The sequence below is a fragment of the Pseudomonas sp. LFM046 genome, from assembly GCF_000949385.2.
Taxonomy (GTDB): Bacteria; Pseudomonadota; Gammaproteobacteria; order Pseudomonadales; family Pseudomonadaceae; genus Metapseudomonas.
In genome coordinates, this window is the sequence record NZ_JYKO02000001.1 from 3,695,787 (window position 1) to 3,714,764 (window position 18,978).

General features: G+C 63.7%; 16 protein-coding genes. 10 read left to right on the plus strand and 6 right to left on the minus strand.

Annotated features, from left to right (window positions below; all coding sequences use genetic code 11):
* Positions 1–164: 164 nt before the first annotated feature.
* Positions 165–1,448 (plus strand): FAD-binding oxidoreductase, encoded by a 1,284-nt coding sequence (locus TQ98_RS17035; protein WP_044874607.1) that lies wholly within the window; start codon positions 165–167, stop codon positions 1,446–1,448.
* A gap of 61 nt (positions 1,449–1,509) precedes the next feature.
* On the opposite strand, the gene TQ98_RS17040 is transcribed toward TQ98_RS17035, so the two are convergent.
* Positions 1,510–2,178 carry a PA2778 family cysteine peptidase gene (locus tag TQ98_RS17040; RefSeq protein ID WP_242443161.1) on the minus strand — a complete coding sequence of 223 codons (669 nt, stop codon included), beginning with the start codon at positions 2,176–2,178 and terminating at the stop codon, positions 1,510–1,512.
* Between the two features lie 251 nt (positions 2,179–2,429).
* Here TQ98_RS17040 and TQ98_RS17045 point away from each other — a divergent pair, with 251 nt between their 5' ends.
* The 3 genes from TQ98_RS17045 to TQ98_RS17055 all read left to right on the plus strand — a co-directional run bounded on the left by TQ98_RS17045 (position 2,430) and on the right by TQ98_RS17055 (position 4,179).
* Positions 2,430–2,699 (plus strand): hypothetical protein, encoded by a 270-nt coding sequence (locus TQ98_RS17045; RefSeq protein ID WP_044874605.1) that lies wholly within the window; start codon positions 2,430–2,432, stop codon positions 2,697–2,699.
* 219 nt (positions 2,700–2,918) lie between these two features.
* Positions 2,919–3,932 (plus strand): DJ-1/PfpI family protein, encoded by a 1,014-nt coding sequence (locus TQ98_RS17050; RefSeq protein ID WP_044874604.1) that lies wholly within the window; start codon positions 2,919–2,921, stop codon positions 3,930–3,932.
* A 4-nt stretch (positions 3,933–3,936) separates the two neighbouring features.
* Positions 3,937–4,179, plus strand: coding sequence for a DUF1272 domain-containing protein (locus TQ98_RS17055; protein WP_044874603.1), 243 nt, complete (start codon positions 3,937–3,939; stop codon positions 4,177–4,179).
* 406 nt (positions 4,180–4,585) lie between these two features.
* Here the strand turns inward: TQ98_RS17055 and nfuA are convergent, their stop codons facing one another.
* Both nfuA and TQ98_RS17065 read right to left on the minus strand, forming a co-directional pair.
* Complete coding sequence (gene nfuA, locus TQ98_RS17060) at positions 4,586–5,170, minus strand: Fe-S biogenesis protein NfuA (RefSeq protein ID WP_044874602.1); 585 nt, start codon at positions 5,168–5,170, stop codon at positions 4,586–4,588.
* A gap of 97 nt (positions 5,171–5,267) precedes the next feature.
* Positions 5,268–7,553 (minus strand): fatty acid cis/trans isomerase, encoded by a 2,286-nt coding sequence (locus TQ98_RS17065; RefSeq protein WP_044874601.1) that lies wholly within the window; start codon positions 7,551–7,553, stop codon positions 5,268–5,270.
* A 173-nt stretch (positions 7,554–7,726) separates the two neighbouring features.
* On the opposite strand from TQ98_RS17065, the gene metH reads away from it, so the two are divergent.
* Entirely contained in the window at positions 7,727–11,419 is a 3,693-nt protein-coding gene (metH, locus tag TQ98_RS17070; RefSeq protein ID WP_044874600.1) for a methionine synthase, read from the plus strand.
* A gap of 176 nt (positions 11,420–11,595) precedes the next feature.
* On the opposite strand, the gene TQ98_RS17075 is transcribed toward metH, so the two are convergent.
* The gene (locus TQ98_RS17075; protein WP_044874599.1) at positions 11,596–11,889 is read right to left on the minus strand and encodes a DUF1883 domain-containing protein; all 294 of its coding nucleotides are present in this window, start codon (positions 11,887–11,889) and stop codon (positions 11,596–11,598) included.
* A gap of 215 nt (positions 11,890–12,104) precedes the next feature.
* Between TQ98_RS17075 and TQ98_RS17080 the strand changes: the two genes are divergently transcribed.
* The 3 genes from TQ98_RS17080 to TQ98_RS17090 all read left to right on the plus strand — a co-directional run bounded on the left by TQ98_RS17080 (position 12,105) and on the right by TQ98_RS17090 (position 14,104).
* On the plus strand, positions 12,105–12,713 hold the full coding sequence (locus TQ98_RS17080) for a hypothetical protein (RefSeq protein ID WP_044874598.1): 609 nt from the start codon (positions 12,105–12,107) through the stop codon (positions 12,711–12,713).
* A 76-nt stretch (positions 12,714–12,789) separates the two neighbouring features.
* Positions 12,790–13,830 (plus strand): RNA methyltransferase, encoded by a 1,041-nt coding sequence (locus TQ98_RS17085; RefSeq protein WP_044874597.1) that lies wholly within the window; start codon positions 12,790–12,792, stop codon positions 13,828–13,830.
* 55 nt (positions 13,831–13,885) lie between these two features.
* Positions 13,886–14,104, plus strand: coding sequence for a DUF2970 domain-containing protein (locus tag TQ98_RS17090; RefSeq protein ID WP_044874596.1), 219 nt, complete (start codon positions 13,886–13,888; stop codon positions 14,102–14,104).
* A 3-nt stretch (positions 14,105–14,107) separates the two neighbouring features.
* Here TQ98_RS17090 and TQ98_RS17095 read toward each other — a convergent pair whose 3' ends face one another.
* A complete protein-coding gene (locus TQ98_RS17095; protein ID WP_052659240.1) occupies positions 14,108–15,193 on the minus strand; it encodes an ABC transporter substrate-binding protein in 1,086 nt (361 codons plus the stop codon).
* A 450-nt stretch (positions 15,194–15,643) separates the two neighbouring features.
* Between TQ98_RS17095 and TQ98_RS17100 the strand changes: the two genes are divergently transcribed.
* Together TQ98_RS17100 and TQ98_RS17105 are read left to right on the plus strand one after the other, a co-directional pair.
* Complete coding sequence (locus TQ98_RS17100) at positions 15,644–17,302, plus strand: nitrite/sulfite reductase (protein WP_044874595.1); 1,659 nt, start codon at positions 15,644–15,646, stop codon at positions 17,300–17,302.
* Positions 17,286–17,786 (plus strand): DUF934 domain-containing protein, encoded by a 501-nt coding sequence (locus TQ98_RS17105; RefSeq protein ID WP_044874594.1) that lies wholly within the window; start codon positions 17,286–17,288, stop codon positions 17,784–17,786. Before TQ98_RS17100 ends, TQ98_RS17105 begins: the two co-directional genes overlap by 17 nt.
* Positions 17,787–17,925: 139 nt before the next feature.
* Here the strand turns inward: TQ98_RS17105 and sohB are convergent, their stop codons facing one another.
* Positions 17,926–18,951 carry a protease SohB gene (gene sohB, locus TQ98_RS17110; RefSeq protein ID WP_044874593.1) on the minus strand — a complete coding sequence of 342 codons (1,026 nt, stop codon included), beginning with the start codon at positions 18,949–18,951 and terminating at the stop codon, positions 17,926–17,928.
* Positions 18,952–18,978: the final 27 nt, after the last annotated feature.

Consider the following 18,978-nt stretch of genomic DNA (forward strand, 5'->3'; position numbering starts at 1 on the left):
GGACTATCTTTTCCCTGTCAATACCTTTTTTCGCTAACTCTCTGAAAAAGTGGATCTTTTACTGTTCGACCGCTCGTTGAATATTTTGCACAGAGGCTAGCCGGCCCGATTCAACTCAGGTAGCATCAGCTCATCTGTAAAAAATAAAAAACAGAGATTCCATTATGACGCACACTCCCTACCCCCAGTCCTATTACGCGTTTTCGGCCAACCCCGTCCCGGCACGCCCTGAGCTGCAAGGCGAGGTCGAAACCGACGTTTGCATCATCGGCGCTGGTTACACCGGCCTGTCCACCGGCCTGTTCCTGCTGGAGAACGGCTTCAAGGTGACCGTCCTCGAAGCCGCCAAGGTGGGCTTTGGCGCGTCCGGCCGTAACGGCGGCCAGATCGTCAACAGCTACAGCCGTGACATCGACGTGATCGAGCGCACCGCGAACCCGAAGAACGCCCAACTGATGGCCGACATGGCCTTCGAAGGCGGCCGCATCATTCGCGATCGCATCAAGAAGTACGACATCAAGTGCGACCTGAAGGATGGCGGCGTGTTCGCGGCCTTCACCAAGAAGCAGATGGGCCACCTGGAGGCCCAGAAGAAGCTGTGGGAGCGCTTTGGTCATAAGCAACTGGAAATGCTGGACGCCAAGCGCATCCGCGAAGTCGCGTCCACCGACAACTACATCGGCGGCATGCTGGACATGAGCGGTGGCCATATCCACCCGCTGAACCTGGCCCTGGGCGAAGCCGCGGCCATCGAGTCCCTGGGCGGCGTGATCCACGAGCAGAGCCCCGCCACCCGCATCGAGCGCGGTGCCAACCCGGTGGTTCACACCCCGAAAGGCCGCGTGAAGTGCAAGTTCGTGGTGGTGGCCGGTAACGCCTATCTGGGCAACCTCGTGCCCGAGCTGGCCAGCAAGTCCATGCCATGCGGCACCCAGGTGATCACCACCGAGCCGCTGTCGGACGAAATGGCCAAGTCCCTGCTGCCGCAGGACTACTGCGTCGAGGACTGCAACTACCTGCTGGACTACTACCGTCTCTCCGGCGACAAGCGCCTGATTTACGGCGGCGGCGTGGTTTACGGTGCCCGCGACCCCGCGAACATCGAAGCCATCATTCGTCCGAAGATGCTGAAAACCTTCCCGCAGCTGAAGGACGTGAAGATCGATTTCGCCTGGACCGGTAACTTCCTGCTGACCCTGTCCCGCCTGCCCCAGGTTGGCCGGATCGGCGACAACATCTACTACTCCCAGGGCTGCAGCGGCCACGGCGTGACCTACACCCACATCGCCGGCAAGGTGATCGCCGAAACCCTGCGTGGCCAGGCCGAGCGCTTCGACGCCTTCGCCAGCCTGCCGCACTACCCCTTCCCGGGTGGTCGCGTGTTCCGCGTGCCCTTTACCGCAATGGGCGCCTGGTACTACACCATGCGTGACAAGCTGGGCGTCTGATCCGCCCGCACAACGAAAACGGCGCCCGAAGGCGCCGTTTTTTATTCCGGGAGAATTGGGCTCAGGGCATCTGCAGCCGAGCCATCTTCGCGGCATTGACCTGACCCGCCGCCGCAAGCTCGTCGGCCGCCTTCAGCCATCGCGCCCGCTCCACGGACGCCGGCAACTGGTTGGGTGCCTGCACCAGCACAGCCCAGTTGCCCGCCTCGCCCCAGCTGGACTCGAATGCACTGAAGCTCATCTGAGCACGACGCTGATGGCCTTGACGCAGCAGCACCTGTTGGTTCGCGCGGTCGTAGCCGATCAACAATGCGTAGCGCCAGGAGGGCATCCAGCCGAACCCCTCACGCAAGTGCACGAGCACCGGATTGCCGGCAGCGACCTGCTCCAGCAGCTCATCCAGGCGATTGCCGAGGGGATAGACCATCAGACCATGCTGACGCGCCGTCGCGGCCAATTCGTCGCGCAGAGCGGCCTCCTTCTGGGGCAGATGCAGCGCCTGCTCGATCATGCCCGGTGTCACCACTTCCCCCTGCTGGGTCAGCAACGCCGCCATCGCCGCCGGCGCACTCTGGTAGGCGTTCTGGGCGAAGAAGGGCACGCCGCTCAGCTCGACCCGCTCCGGAACTGCCCGCAGCTTGGGCGACAACGGCTGGGCAGAGCATCCGGCCAGCAATGCGACACAACCGGCAATGAGGAAAGGACGGAGCAGACGGTTCAGAACGGGCACGGCATCACTCGCTGTAGGCAGAGGCATGAAATGACCGCCGATATTACTTGCACAGGTCAGAACGGTACATCGGACTCGCGCCATTGCCCCCGAAGGCGCCTTCCCATTCATTTCAGCGACAAAAAATTAGATATTCACGACGTGCTGTGACTTATCGGTCAGGTCTCGCCATCCACATTCACGACGGTGTAACAATGGCCTGATGCCGCGCCGTCACCTTCATTGGGCACAATATGGAGAGACCCCATCCCATGAACACTCCGCTGCGTTTCAACGAAGCACTGATTATTACCGGCCGCGCATTCAAACCCTTCCAATGCGTGGCCTGGGCGCTGCAGGACGGTACCGGCGAACTCAGCATCAGCGTGATCGACCGCTTCAGCACTCGCCTGCTTGGCCGCTCGAAAATCCCCAGCAGCACCTATTCCGACCCGGAGCAACTGGCGAGCATCCTCAAGCAGTCCCGCGAGGAACTGAGCCGCAAAGGCTACGATCTCGAACCCTGGTCCATGCCGGAGTAACCACTCCGCTACCAGTGCCCAATGAACGGCGGGCAGGCCTCTCCTGCTCGCCGTGGCCACACATTCTCCCCGCGTCCCCCTCCTCCTCTTTTCCCCATCCCGCCGCAGCCAGCGCGCACGCCCTGCCTGGATACCACTGGCAATATCTGTGGGCCGGTTGTCATTGTTGCCATTGCCCATTCGCTGCAGACTGACGCCATCTCCATCGCAGAGACCGTCATGGAACCAATCCGCCAAATCGCCTGCCTGTGCTTCGCCGAAGTCATGAGCCTGGATGTCACAGGCCCGCTGCAAGTGTTCGCTTCGGCCAATGTCGAGCGCCAGCGCCAGGGATTGCCCGCCTGCTATGCGCTCCATCTGTTGGGCCCGGAGGCCGGTCCGGTGAAGACCTCCGCCGGCTTCGCGCTGATGGCTGAGCGGGCCTGGCGAGACGTCGACCCGGCCAGCCTGGACACCTTGCTGATCCCCGGCGGCATGGACATGGCCACACCGTGCGCAGACTCCACGCTGCTCGACTGGCTTCGAGACGCCGAGCCCCGCGTACGCCGGCTCGGCTCCATCTGCTGCGGCGCCCTGATCCTGGCCGCCGCTGGCCTGCTGGAAGGCCGCCAGGCCACCACCCACTGGTCCGACGTGGAAGCCCTCAGCAGATACCAAGGCATCGATGTTCAGGGCGATCGACTCCATACCTACGATCCGGCGAACGTCGACGGCGATGCCCATGTCTTCACTTCCGCCGGGGTCACCGCCGGCATTGACCTGGCGCTGGCACTGGTGGAAGCGGACCTTGGCCGCCCCCTCGCTCTGGCAGTAGCGCGTCGGCTGGTCCTGTTCCTGCGCCGGCCCGGTGGACAGGCACAGTTCAGCGCCTTGCTCACTCCGGAGCCCAGCCGCACGCCGCGACTGGCCGCGCTGCTGGAATGGATTCCAGCCCACCTGGGTGGTGACCTGTCCTTGGATGCCCTGGCCGACCAAGCAAAGATGGCGCCACGCAGCCTGTCGCGGGCCTTTGTCCAGGAACTGGGAGTGGGGCCCGGCAAGTACGTGGAGCAGGTCCGACTTGAAGCTGCCCGCACCCTGCTGCAGGACGCCCAGGCTTCCATTGCCACAGTGGCGCGCCTCACCGGCTTCGGTCACCCGGAGAACCTCCGCCGCACCTTTCACAAGCACCTGTCCGTCAGCCCGCAGGAGTACGCGGAGCGCTTCGGACGCCCCACCACCGATCGAGGATGACGTCATGCTGCAACTGCGCCCCAACTGCGAATGCTGCGACAAGGACCTGCCACCGGACTCCGCCCAGGCCCTGATCTGCTCCTTCGAGTGCACCTTCTGCCAGAGCTGCGCCGAACAACGCCTGCACGGCACCTGCCCCAACTGCGGCGGCGAACTGGTGCGGCGGCCGATACGACCGGCGTCGAAGCTGGCCAGGTACCCCGCTTCGACCGAGCGCATTGTGAAGGCGGCTGGCTGCCCGACGTGACAGGGCCTTCACGCTTCGTTGCACGTCGTCCAGCCTCCGTCTCCCTGAAGAAGGGAGGCGTGACACGCGCCTGCGACACCGCGCTTTTCCTGTAGCGAATGCATTTGAACCTGGGAAACCACGTCCTGAGTCAGCGGCGCTGCCTGTGACAATTCGGCTGCCCGGGCGATCAGGATGAAGCCGACCCGGTAGGGTGCGCCGTGCGCACCAGCGGTTTGACGGGGAGTCGAAGCCGATCCCGGAAGCGGTGCGCACAGCGCACCCTACGGTCCAGACCGGGTGAAACGGGGCTACCGCAAGTCCAGGTTCTACAAACGTGGATGTTTACTCGCGATTGAAATGACACCTACCTGTCAGACATGAAAAAGGCGACCCGAAGGTCGCCTTCTTTTGCACCGCTCGCGCCTTAGTAGTAGGCGTTCTCGCGGTTGCTGTGGTCGGTAACGTCACGCACGCCCTTCAGTTCCGGGATACGCTCCATCAGGGTCTTCTCGACGCCATCCTTCAGGGTCATGTCAACCATGCCGCAGCCCTGGCAGCCACCGCCGAAACGCAGCACGGCGATGCCTTCCTCGACCACGTCCACCAGGCTCACCTGGCCGCCATGGCTGGCGAGACCGGGGTTGATCTCGGTTTGCAGGTAGTAGTTGATGCGTTCGTTAAGGGGGCTGTCCTCATTGACCATGGGCACCTTGGCGTTCGGGGCCTTGATGGTCAGTTGGCCGCCCATGCGGTCCGTGGAGTAGTCGACGGTCGCGTCTTCGAGGAAGGGCTCGCTGACGCCGTCGATCCAGGCAGTGAACGCAGCCAGGGCCAGGGCGGTGTCCTCGGCCTTCTGCTCGCCCGGCTTGCAGTAGGCGATGCAGGTTTCGGCGTACTGGGTACCCGGCTGGGTGATGAAGATACGAATGCCGATGCCCGGGGTGTTCTGTTTCTCCAGCAGGTCAGCCAGATAGTCCTGGGCAGCTTGGGTGATAGTGATGGCGCTCATGGCAACTCCTCGCAAACATGGGCGCAGTGTACGCCAAAGGGGAATGACGATTAAAGCCCTACCAATTTAGTAGGAATAATTCGCGTCCAGTTCAGTCTCATAGATTCTGGTACCGATTCATATCCAACTCCCCTGCCTCCACCGGCTCGGTGTCGCGAATATAAGCCGCCAAGTCGTGGAAATAGGACCAGAACTGCGGATGGGTGCGACGAATGCCCCAGCGCTCCACCACCTTGTCGAACGCTGCACTGTCCTTCGCCTGCTCCAGTGCACTGACGAACGCCTCGGCCTCCTCCGCCTTGAAGCTGAAGATAAAGTTCGGGTAGCTGGAAAGCACGCCGGGATAGAGCGTCACGGTGTCCAGCCCTGGCAGGTAGCGCAGTTCTTCGCCCAGCATGAAGGCCACGTTGCTGTGGGCGCGGTTGCGCAGCAGGCTGTAGACCTCGCGACGGCCGTTCGGCAGTTCCACCCGCAACAGGGTCGATTCCGGGAGCTGATCGATCACCTTGAGCCCTGCCGCCGGCCGACTGACCAGCCGGCTGAAGGCTTGCTCCGCCTGCTGCAGTGCAGGGTCGATGCCCGGTCGGAAGCAGCGGGCGCCGGTACAACGGTTGATGGGATCGGGCCGTGCATTGATGCCGGCGTAGCGCTCCAGCAGTTCCCGGGCAAAGGCGCCTTTGGGGTCATTGCCGGGCAGCGCCAATGCCGTGGGGGTGTCCTTGTCGATGCTCTGGTATTCCAGCCACATCTTTACCTTGCCGCTCCGCTGGTACCAGTCGCTCAGCAATGGCCCGCGGGCATCCGCCGGCATCAGGCGCAGGAAATTGACCTCGGCACCATTGCGGATCAGGTCGAAGTAAAGCCGCGTCTGCGCCTGATGGGAGACATTGCCGAAAACGTCGAAGTTGACGACCAACTGGTAGTAGGTGCGCTCGAACAGCGGGTAGTCCATCCACCAGATGGTCTGGGGAATCTCGCCGATCAGGCCCTTGCGCACCGAGGCGCTGTCGTACTGGCGGAAAATCGACAGCAGCGCGTTGTCATTGCCGGTCCAGATATGGGCCCAGCTGGGCAGCGGCGCATCGGCGTAGGCCTGCATGCGCAGCGCCTCGTATTCGTTGCGCTTGTCGCGGTAGGTGCGCCAGATCCCCAGCAGGTCGCCGATATCGTCGAACTGCCCCGGCATTGCCAACAGCGGCGTCGCCTGCTCCCGGTATTCCGCGTCGGTGATGTAAAGGTCGTGGGCCGGGTCCTGGAACAGCGCCCAGAAGTTGTCGCGGATCACGTCGGTGGCGATTTGCCCGCGACACACCGGACCACGGATGAAGGTACGCACGAAGTATTCGGCGTTATCCAGCATGAACTGGTAGCGGGCCTTGGCCGGGATGGCCTGGAAGGTCTCGAAGGGGTTCGCGCGGCGCTGGGCACCGTAGCCGGGCACTGCGTCCACGCTCCAGTCACCGCTGTAGAACAGCTCCTTCACCCGCGCCAGCTTCGCCGCGCCCAGGGGATAGGTGATGTGGGTCTTGTGCACGATCACGCCCTGAATGGGCCAGAGCCGGTAGTAGAAGGCGTTGCCCGGGTCCTCATTGGGCCGGCGGGTGGCGATGGGATCGATGGGCTGGCCGCTGGGGGTACGGGAGCGCACCAGTTGGAAGAAGTGGCCTGGCTCGCCGCCCTCGAAGTAGAGATGGGCGAGGAACAGATGCTCGAACAGCCAACGCCCCACCAGGGCCTCACGGGCGCCCGGCGCATTCAGCAGGGCCTCCCACTCGGCCACTTGGCGCACTTCGGCGGCGCTGGGCTGCACGGCCTGCTCGTCCACCTTGGCGCCCTCGGCCAGCCAGCGCTGCAGAGTCTGGTACTCCGCCTCGCTCAAGCCGGTGACGGCGAAGGGCATGCCCGCCCGGGCGTGCTTTCCGGCATAGGCGTCGAACTCGCCAGGCAACGGGCACTGATTCTGGCGATTGATGCTGATATCCAGCTCGTCGGGAAGCTTGGCATTGGGTTCCGGCGGATTGGACCGGCCCAGTTCCAGCATGCGCGCCATCAACGCCGCCTGGGCGCCGTTGGCGTCCAGCACGGAATGGAAGCCCTTGCGTCGCCAGGCCTCCGCGCCCTGGGCATCGAAGTACAGACGAGAGGGGTCTTGCGCCTTGGTGCGCCCACCGTCATAGACCGGCAGTTTGCTCGCCCCTCGCGCCGCGCCCTCGGCGCTGCCCAGGTTGAGCTGGCAAGGCGAGTCGTAGCAGGCATGGCAGGCCACGCACTTCTGGGTGAAGATCGGCTGGATGTCGCGGCTGTAGGAAAGCTCGTCCGCTGGGGCCAGGCGGCTCCACAGCATGAACAGAACCAACAAGGCGATTAACTTCCGTGGCGACATGACGCGATCCCTTATGTGCAGATGGGCGGATTCTACTGGCTTGCGACGAGGCTGGGCGATCCACCCCCGCCAACAACATGAACAGAATTCATGGAAATGGCGGACAAGCTAAAAATTACTAAGGTTTTGCTATCATCCTCGCCTTTGTTCACGCCAGCCCTCAGGTAGTTCCCATGTCCGACCACATCGCCCGCCAGCAAGCCCTGCAACAGGCGCTCAAACAGCGCATCCTGATCCTCGACGGCGGCATGGGCACCATGATCCAGAGCTACAAGCTCCAGGAAGAAGACTATCGGGGCACCCGCTTCGCCGACTGGCCGAGCGACGTGAAGGGCAACAACGACCTGCTGCTGCTGACCCGCCCGGATGTGATCCAGGCCATCGAAAAGGCCTATCTGGATGCCGGTGCGGACATCCTCGAGACCAACACCTTCAACGCCACCCGCGTGTCCCAGGCCGACTACGGCATGGAAGAACTGGTCTATGAACTGAACGTCGAAGGCGCGCGCCTGGCCCGTGAAGTCGCCGATGCCAAGACCGCCGAAAACCCGGCCAAGCCGCGCTTCGTCGCCGGCGTCCTCGGCCCAACCAGCCGCACCTGCTCCATTTCCCCGGACGTGAACAACCCCGGCTACCGCAACGTCACCTTCGACGAGCTGGTGGAGAACTACACCGAAGCCACCCGCGGCCTGATCGAAGGCGGCGCGGACCTGATCCTGATCGAAACCATCTTCGACACCCTCAACGCCAAGGCGGCCATCTTCGCCGTGCAGGGCGTGTACGAGGAGTTGGGCGTGGAGCTGCCGATCATGATCTCCGGCACCATCACCGACGCCTCCGGCCGCACCCTCTCGGGCCAGACCACCGAGGCCTTCCTGAACTCGGTGCGCCACGCCAAGCCGATCTCCATCGGCCTGAACTGCGCCCTCGGTGCCAAGGAACTGCGCCCCTATATCGAAGAGCTGTCGACCAAGGCCGAAACCCACGTCTCCGCCCACCCCAACGCCGGCCTGCCCAATGCCTTCGGCGAATACGATGAGACGCCGGCACAGATGGCGGCCGTGGTAGAAGAATTTGCTGCGGCCGGCTTCCTGAACATCGTCGGCGGCTGCTGCGGTACCACCCCGCCGCACATCCAGGCCATTGCCGAAGCCGTGGCCAAGTACCCGCCTCGCGTGATCCCGGAGATTCCCAAGGCCTGCCGCCTGTCCGGCCTGGAGCCCTTCACCATCGATCGCAGCTCGCTGTTCGTGAACGTTGGCGAGCGCACCAACATCACCGGTTCCGCCAAGTTCGCCCGGCTGATCCGTGAGGAGAACTACACCGAAGCCCTGGAAGTCGCCCTGCAGCAGGTGGAAGCCGGTGCCCAGGTGATCGACATCAACATGGACGAAGGGATGCTCGACTCCCAGGCAGCCATGATCACCTTCCTCAACCTGATCGCCGGCGAGCCGGACATCTCCCGCGTGCCGATCATGATCGACTCCTCCAAGTGGGAAGTGATCGAGGCGGGCCTGAAGTGCATCCAGGGCAAGGGCATCGTCAACTCCATCTCCATGAAGGAAGGCGTCGAGGCCTTCAAGCACCACGCCCGCCTGTGCAAGCGCTACGGCGCCGCAGTGGTCGTAATGGCCTTCGACGAAGTCGGCCAGGCGGACACCGCTGCGCGCAAGAAAGAAATCTGCCAGCGCAGCTACGACATCCTGGTCAACGAAGTGGGCTTCCCGCCGGAAGACATCATCTTCGACCCGAACATCTTCGCGGTCGCCACCGGCATCGAGGAACACAACAACTACGCGGTGGACTTCATCGAGGCCTGCGCCTATATCCGCGACCAACTGCCCTACGCCCTGTCCTCCGGCGGCGTGTCCAACGTGTCGTTCTCGTTCCGGGGCAACAACCCGGTGCGCGAGGCGATCCACTCGGTCTTCCTCTACCACGCGATCAAGAACGGCCTGACCATGGGCATCGTCAACGCCGGCCAGCTGGAAATCTACGACGAGATCCCGGCCGAACTGCGCGAGAAGGTTGAGGATGTGGTGCTCAACCGCCATGAAGGCAGCACCGAGGCCCTGCTGGCCATCGCCGACAACTACCGTGGCGGCGGCGCCGTGAAGGAAGCCGAGAACGAGGAATGGCGCAGCTACCCGGTGGCGAAGCGCCTGGAGCATGCCCTGGTCAAGGGCATCACCACGCACATCGTCGAAGACACCGAGGAATGCCGCCAGCAGTGCACGCGTCCCATCGAGGTGATCGAAGGCCCGCTGATGGCCGGCATGAACGTGGTGGGCGACCTGTTCGGCGCCGGCAAGATGTTCCTGCCCCAGGTGGTGAAATCCGCCCGCGTGATGAAGCAGGCCGTGGCCCACCTCATCCCCTTCATCGAAGCCGAGAAAGGCGACAAACCGGAAGCCAAGGGCAAGATCCTCATGGCCACCGTGAAGGGCGACGTGCACGACATCGGCAAGAACATCGTTGGCGTGGTGCTCGGCTGCAACGGCTACGACATCGTCGACCTGGGCGTGATGGTCCCGGCCGAAAAGATCCTGCAGACCGCTCGCGAGCAGAAGTGCGACATCATCGGCCTCTCCGGCCTGATCACCCCGTCCCTGGACGAGATGGTCCATGTCGCCAAGGAAATGCAGCGCCAGGGCTTCAACCTGCCGCTGATGATCGGCGGCGCGACCACCTCCAAGGCGCACACGGCGGTGAAGATCGATCCGCAGTACAGCAACGACGCCGTGGTCTACGTCACCGACGCCTCCCGCGCGGTGGGCGTGGCCACCACCCTGCTGTCCAAGGAGATGAAACCGGAGTACGCCCGCAAGCTCCGCGAGGAATACGCCGAAGTCCGCGAGCGCACCGCCAACCGCGCCGCCCGCACCGAGCGCCTGGCCTACTCCGACGCCCTGGCCAACAAGCCGCAGTTCGACTGGACCAACTACCGCGCACCCAAGCCTGGCTTCACCGGCGCGCAGGTGCTGGAAGACATCGATCTGGCCGTGCTGGCCGAGTACATCGACTGGACGCCCTTCTTCATCGCCTGGGACCTGGCCGGCAAGTACCCGCGCATCCTCACCGACGAGGTGGTGGGAGAAGCGGCCACCACGCTGTTCAATGACGCCCAGGCCATGCTCAAGCAGCTGATCGAAGGCAAGCTGATCAAGGCACGCGCCGTGTTCGGCTTCTGGCCCGCCAACCAGGTGGACCATGACGACATCGAGGTCTACGACGGCCACGGCAAGCCCCTGGCTCGCCTGCACCACCTGCGCCAGCAAACCATCAAGCCCGACAGCAAGCCGAACTTCTGCCTGGCCGACTACGTGGCGCCCAAGGAAAGCGGCATCACTGACTACGTAGGCGGCTTCATCACCACCGCCGGCATCGGCGCCGAAGAACTGGCCAAACAGTACGAGGCCAAAGGCGACGATTACAGCGCCATCATGGTGAAAGCCCTGGCCGACCGCCTGGCCGAAGCCTGCGCCGAGTGGCTGCACGAACGCGTGCGCAAGGAGTACTGGGGCTATGCCGCGGACGAGCACCTGGACAACGAGGCGCTGATCAAGGAGCAGTACAAGGGCATTCGCCCGGCTCCCGGCTACCCGGCCTGCCCGGACCACACCGAGAAAGGCACCCTCTTCCGCCTGCTCGACCCGCACAGCACCTCGGGCGTGACGCTCACCGAGCACTACGCCATGTTCCCCGCCGCCGCCGTCAGCGGCTGGTACTTCGCCCACCCCGAAGCGCAGTACTTCGCCGTCGGCAAGATCGAACGCGACCAAGTGGAGAGCTACAGCAAGCGCAAGGGTCAGGACCAGGCCGTGAGCGAGCGCTGGCTGGCACCGAACCTGGGGTACGAATACTGATCCTGGCTCTTCCTTGTAGGGGCGAATTCATTCGCCAAGGGCTGCGCAGCAGTCCCAAGCTGACTCCCAGGCCGAACCTGGCGGTCCGGTTAGCGAATGAATTCGCCCCCACAGAAAGTCATCGCCAAGAAATAAAAAAGCCCCGCGATTGCGGGGCTTTTTTCATGGCGCGGAGCTCACTCCTTCGTGCGCTTCACGAACTTGATCGACCACTCGAAGTTGGGCTTGCGCGTAACACTGATGGCGCGACGGGTGACCGTATCCAGGGTCACGTTCCAGAAACCGGTGCTGGGCACCACGATCTTCGCCGGGAAGCGGTCAAAGGCGCCGCCATGGTAGGTGTGGCGCCCGCCGTTCTTGAAGCTGCGGAAGTTCGCATCGTTCATCAGACGGATATTGCAGGTCTGCGAGCACTGGATGACGACCAGATCCCCTTCGTTGAGGTGCTCACGTTGATGGATGAACTTCATTCAATGCTCCCGGACACTCGGTAAAACGACGCGACACAATAGCACGAGGGCACCCACGGCCGCTCACCGGCACGACGCAACACGCCTCCCGAATCCCGGAGACAAGGGCGGCAATAAGGCGAAGTTCGCCTAAGCTGAAGGGGCTGATCCGGCGCAAGAGCCACAGCGCAGAGCCCTCAAAGGACTCATCCCGCATCCATCAAGGTAGATACCCTATGCATAAGACGAACATCGCCTGCCTGCTATTTCTTGGCATTGCCATGACCAGCGCCTGCACCACCCAGGCCGAAAACGACGGCCTGACCAGCACCTCCAGTACCGCCGAGGTCTACTCCCAAGGCAACCCTGGCGGTGTGGTTTCCGAAACGGAAGAGATCTCGGCCGTGGTCCGCGCCGTCGATCAGACCAAGCGGACCTTCACCCTCGAGGATGAACACGGCAATCGCCAGACCTTCAACGCCGTACCGGAGATGCGCAACTTTCCGCAGTTGAAGGTGGGAGACCGGGTCAAGGCCATCGTGACCCAGGAGCGCGTGGTGCAGTTGCGCGAACCGGGCGAAGAGACCGCCGATGGCGCCGCCGGCATGGTCGCCGCCGCGCCCGAGGGCGCCAAGCCGGGCATGTTGGTGGCGGAGGCCGTTGAGATCACCGCCCTGGTCAAGGCCATCGACACCACCAAGCACACCGCCACCCTGGAGTTCGCCGATGGCAGCCGCAGGACGGTCGCGGTGCGCCCGGATGTGGAACTCAAGAAGTCCTACCTGAACAAGGAAGTGGTCATCCGACTGACCTCTGCCCTCGCCATCAAGGTCGAGGCGCCCTGAGGCCCCCGCCCGGCTGGTCGGCCGGGCGGTGATGGATCTGCCGCCACTGTGGGGACAGTGGTAGGATGCGCGCCCCATGCGTATCCCCGAAATCCATCAACGCCTCGCCGACCTCGGCGCCCTTCCCGTCCACAGCGGCCGAGTGGTGCGCGCCTGGCTGCAGGGCAAGCCCCTGAACGCCGGCACACGCCGCCAGCACACTGAGCATTTCCTGCCTCTGAGCGTTCGCGATGGCTTGCCGACCCTGGCCGACGAATTGGACGGCCTGGTGCGCCTGCGTTCCGAACATCCGGGGGCCGACGGCTCGTCCCGCCTGCTGGTGGAGCTGGGCGACGGCCAGATGGTGGAAAGCGTGCTGCTCCCACGCGACGGCCTCTGCGTGTCCACCCAGGTCGGCTGCGCCGTGGGCTGCGTGTTCTGCATGACCGGCAAGAGCGGCCTGCTGCGCCAGGTGGGCAGTGCCGAGATCGTCGCCCAGGTCGCCCTCGCTCGCCGCTACCGGCCGGTGAAGAAGGTGGTGTTCATGGGCATGGGCGAACCGGCGCACAACCTCGACAACGTGCTGGAAGCCATTGACCTGCTGGGCACCGACGGCGGCATCGGGCACAAGAACCTTGTGTTCTCCACCGTGGGCGATTTGCGCGTCTTCGAGCGACTGCCCCTGGAACGGGTCAGACCGGCCCTGGCGCTGTCCCTCCACACCACCCGTGCTGATCTGCGGGAACGCCTGCTGCCCAAGGCACCCCGCATCGCGCCGGACGAGCTGGTTGAGCTGGGCGAACGCTACGCCCGCACCATCGGCTACCCCATCCAGTACCAGTGGACCCTCCTGCGCGGCATCAACGACAGCCAGGAGGAAATGGACGGCATCCTGCGCCTGCTCAAGGGCAAGTACGCGGTGATGAACCTGATCCCCTACAACAGCCTGGAAGACGACGAGTACCAGCGCCCCGAGGGCGATCGGATCGTGCAGATGGTTCGCTACCTGCACAGCCGTGGCATCCTCACCAAGGTGCGCAACTCCGCCGGTCAGGATGTCGAGGGGGGCTGCGGTCAGCTGCGTGCCCGCGCGGTGGACCTGGTCAATACACGCCGCCTGCACCGTCCAGCCTCCTGATCCAGCGGAAAGCACTTTTCAGCCAGCGAGCTAAGCTCAGGCCAGGAGGTGTCCCATGGACGACAAGAAAGACGATCGCCCGCTCAGCTTCAGCGAGATGCTGCAAAGCGTACTGGCCGCCGCATTCGGCGTGCAGAGCGGAAAGAACCGCTCACGCGACTTCAGCCGCGGCAAGCCCAGCCACTTCATCCTGCTCGGCGTGCTTTTCACCGCTGTATTCGTGGTGATGCTCTATGGTCTGGTGCGGCTGGTACTGCATTTCGCCGGCGTGTGAGCCTCAATCGATCAGCGGCTCCAGGGAGAAGTGGTAATCCCCCGCGCCGTTCTTGCCCACCAGACTGTAGGCGCGGAAATCCAGGTCATAGCCCTGCTGTTCGATGTGCCGCAGGAGACGGGCCGTCTTGTTCCGGTCCAGGGCCATGAACAAGCGTACTTCCCGGTCCTTGCCGCCATGCTTGGCGAAGTCGACGCCGGCGTTGTAGTCATGGAGCAACACCATGGCCCAGCCACCGAGGGTGAAGTGCCCGCTGACCAGGGCGCTGATCTTCCCGTCCAGGTAGGCGTTCAGCGTCTCCGGGGAATTGTTCAGGGCGGAGAAGCGCACCTCCTTCCCCGGTTTGCGGCCCAGCTCCGAGGCCGCGCGCATCGCGCCGAAAGCCATCTCGTCGTTGGCGCACCACACCACCTTCACGTCCGGATAGCGCTGGAATAACTGCTGCCCCTGCACGTAGGCGCGCTCACGGTTCCATTCGCTGTAGACCAGCTGCCGCAGGCGGGCGTGGGGGTACTCGGCGAGGGCACGCATCAAGCCCCGCTCTCGGTGTTGGGCGGCGGGGGTCTGCTTGACCCCGGAGAACGCCAGCATGTCGAAGGGCCGTCCGGGTGCGGCGCGCTGCTGCCTTTCCAGCAGTGTGCGCGCCATCAAGTACCCGGCTTCTTCGTCGTTGGGCACCATGCTGCCGATCCAGTCAGGGAAATGCTCCCGGGTGCCGCCCAGAAGCGCCTGCTGATCCGGCGTCAGGGTGCTGTTGACGGCGAACAGCTTGACCCCGCTGCCTCGGGACAGGCGCAGGATTTCCGGGCCGGCGTACTGCTCGTTGACGAATACCAGGTAGTCGGGGCGATGCTCGCCCTGCAGCACGTCGCGGGCCTGATCGAGCATGAGGTCGATGTTCCGCTCGGCGAAGCGGATCTCCAGGTCCATGCCCAGATCGTTCGCGGCGGCCTGCATGAACTGTGCGTAGCTGACCCAGAACGGTTCGTTGGTCCGGCCCGGGTTGAGGAACACGACTGAGGCGGCACTCAGCGTCTGGCTGAGCCCCAGACAGAGGCAAAACAGCAGGGAAGCGCCCAGTCCTTTCATTCCATCACCCGGGAAAAAACAGCGGCGCAGTATACCCGCTTGCACAGGGTGACCGGATACAGCAAGGCCGGCCGGGAGCAGCGGCCGGCCCTGCAGGGTTTATTGGTGGCTGACCCAGAAAACCGCAGTGGAAACGGCGATCAGGATCAGGAAGAAGATGGCCCAGGCGTCGACCTTGCTGTCGCTGCTGGAGCCTTCGGAATGTTCGGTCATGGCGTCCCCCGTTGTTGTGGTTATAGGCGGCTTGCACTTCGAGTAAAGACCAGCCCCCGCAAGGCCTCAAGGCGACGGGTTATGCACCCTCGCCTTTCAATAACTTATGGTTCTTTACATATGCTCAAACATCACTTTTGCGCATATCCCCGAACTGGTATCTTCCTCCGGCTCCGCGGGGAGTGCGCGGCCGTGCGCGCAGAGAAGCTGTAAAGCAGCCTGACAACAGGACATTTCATGTACGTATACGACGAGTACGATCAACGGATCGTCGAGGACCGCGTCAAGCAGTTCCGCGATCAGACCCGCCGCTATCTGGAAGGCGAGCTTTCGGGGGAGGAATTCCGCCCGCTGCGCCTGCAGAACGGCCTGTACATCCAGCGCTACGCGCCCATGCTGCGCGTCGCCGTGCCCTATGGTCTGCTCTCTTCCGGCCAGGTACGCAAGCTGGCGCAGATCGCTCGCGACTACGACAAGGGCTACGCCCACATCAGCACCCGGCAGAACGTCCAGTTCAACTGGCCGGAGCTGGAAGACGTGCCGGAGATCCTCGCCGAGCTGGCCACCGTGCAGATGCACGCGATCCAGACCAGCGGCAACTGCATCCGCAACACCACCACCGACCAATTCGCCGGCGTCGCCCGCGACGAGATCGTCGACCCGCGTCCGTGGTGCGAAATCATCCGCCAGTGGTCCACCTTCCACCCGGAATTCTCCCACCTGCCGCGCAAGTTCAAGATTGCCGTGAACGGTGCCGTGAGCGACCGCGCTGCGATCGAAGTCCACGACATCGGCCTGGAAGCGGTGAAGAACGCCGCTGGCGAGCTGGGCTTCCGCGTTTCCGTGGGCGGTGGCCTGGGCCGTACCCCGGTGGTGGGCAGCTTCATCAACGAGTTCCTGCCCTGGCAGCACCTGATCAGCTACCTCGACGCCATCCTGCGCGTGTACAACCGCTATGGCCGTCGCGATAACAAATACAAGGCGCGCATCAAGATTCTGGTGAAGGCGCTCACGCCCGAAGTCTTCGCCGAGCGCGTCGACGCCGAGTGGGCCCACCTGAAGGACGGCCCGACCACGCTGACCGAAGCTGAAGTCGAGCGCGTCGCCAAGCACTTCGTCGACCCGGCCTACAGGGCCCTGGAAGACCAGGACGCCGCCCTCGCCGCCCTGGACGCCGAGCATCCCGGCTTCGCCCGCTGGCGCACCCGCAACGTCATCGCCCACAAGAAGCCGGGCTATGCCGCTGTGACCCTGTCGCTCAAGCCCACCGGCACCGCCCCGGGCGACGTCACGGACAAGCAACTGGACGCCATCGCCAATCTGGCCGATCGCTACAGCTTCGGCGAAGTGCGTAACAGCCATAACCAGAACATCATCCTGGCCGACGTCGAGCAGTCGCAGCTCTTCACCCTCTGGGGCGAACTGCGCGAACTGGGCTTCGCCACGCCGAACGTGGGTCTGCTGACCGATATCATCTGCTGCCCGGGCGGCGACTTCTGCTCCCTGGCCAACGCCAAGTCGATCCCGGTTGCCGAAGCCATCCAGCGCCGTTTCGACGACCTGGACTACCTGTTCGACATCGGCGATCTGGACCTGAACATCTCCGGCTGCATGAACGCCTGCGGCCACCACCACGTGGGCCATATCGGCATCCTCGGCGTGGACAAGAAAGGCCAGGAGTTCTACCAGGTGTCCCTTGGCGGCAGCGCCGGTCGTGACGCCAGCCTGGCACAGATCCTCGGCCCGTCCTTCGCCCAGGATGAAATGGCCGACGTGATCGAGAAGATCATCAACGTCTATGTGGAACAGCGCACCGAGGACGAGCAATTCCTCGACACCTTCCGCCGTATCGGTATCGATCCGTTCAAGGAGCGCGTATATGCAGCGAATCATTAAGAACGACCAGGTACTCGACGAAACCTGGCACCTGCTGGCCAAGGACGCGACCCTGGACGGCATCCCCAACAGCGACGACATCATCGTGCCGCTGGCGCTGTGGTGCGACCACGGCCATGCGCTCAAGGCCCGTGATGGCGGCCTGGGTGTCTGGCTGGATGCCGGCGAGGAGATCGAGGAAATCGCGGGCGACCTGGAGCATTTCCAGGTCATCGCGCTGAACTTCCCGGCCTTCACCGACGGCCGCCACTCGTCTACCGCCTACCTGCTGCGCCAGCGCTATGGCTACAAGGGTGAAGTGCGCGCCATCGGCGACGTGCTCCGCGACCAGCTGTTCGCTCTGCGCCGCTGCGGCTTCGACGCCTTCGCCCTGCGTGCGGACAAGGACCCCTACGACGCCCTCAAGGCGTTCGAGGACTTCTCCGAGGTCTACCAGGCCTCCGCGGACCAGCCCCTGCCGCTGTTCCGTCGTCGCTCGGCCTGAGCGTCGCACTAACAAAAAGCCCCGCACCTGCGGGGCTTTTTGTTTCTGCACCCATCGACTAGAGCCTTAGTCATTGGCTATGCCTGAGCAAGGCCTGAAAATGGCGAGGCCCGGTTCTACCGGGCCTCGCATCGATGCCTCACTGCCAGAAGCGCTGCTGGCTCAACCTCTCCCACCAGCTCAGCAGCACCCGATCGATCGCGACGCTGGCGGCAAGGCCAACGCGCTCCTGCAACGTCTTGCGAGCGGCGTAGTGCAGGTGGAACAGGTCGGCGTCCTTGGCCCGCTCGGCCAGGTATTCGTCGCTGGTGCGCAACTCATCCACCAACTGCTTCTCCAGCGCGGCCATACCCAGCCAGACCTCACCGGTCGCGATCTCCGGCATGTTCAGCTGCGGACGATAGCGGCCGACAAACCCCTTGAAGAGCTCATGAGTGGTTTCCAGGTCTTCCTGGAATTTCTGCCGGCCCTTCTCCGTGTTCTCACCGAAAACAGTGAGCGTGCGCTTGTACTCGCCAGCGGTGAGCACTTCGAAGTCGATATCGTGCTTTTTCAGGAGCCGGTGCACGTTGGGCAGCTGCGCCACCACGCCAATGGACCCGATGATGGAAAACGGCGCGGCGAGAATCTTCTGGCCGATGCAAGCCATCATGTAGCCGCCGCTGGCCGCCACCTTGTCCACGCAGACGGTAAGCGGTACGCCGGCATCGCGAATGCGCGCCAGCTGCGACGAAGCCAGACCATAGCTGTGGACCATGCCGCCGCCACTTTCCAGGCGCACCACCACCTCGTCCTTGTCCGTCGCCATGGACAGCAGCGCCGTCACTTCATGACGCAAGTGATCGGTGGCCGAAGCCTTGATATCGCCATCGAAATCCAGCACGAAGACACGCGGCTTCTGCTTGGCGGCCTTCTTCGCCTTCTTGTCCGCCTTGGCCTCGGCCTTCTTCATCGCCTTCAGGTGCGCCTTGTCCAGCACCGAATGCTCCAGGCGCTCGCGCAGGCCCTTGTAGAAGTCATTGAGCTTGCGCACATCCAGGTGGCCGCTTGCGACGCGGCGGTTACGACCACGCAGCGCGGCGATGGCCGCCAGCACCAACAGAATGGCCACGACCAGGGTTACGGTCCTGGCCAGGAAACCTGCGTAATCGGCAAAAAATTCCACGTGAATACCTCTCGTTTTCCCTACTGA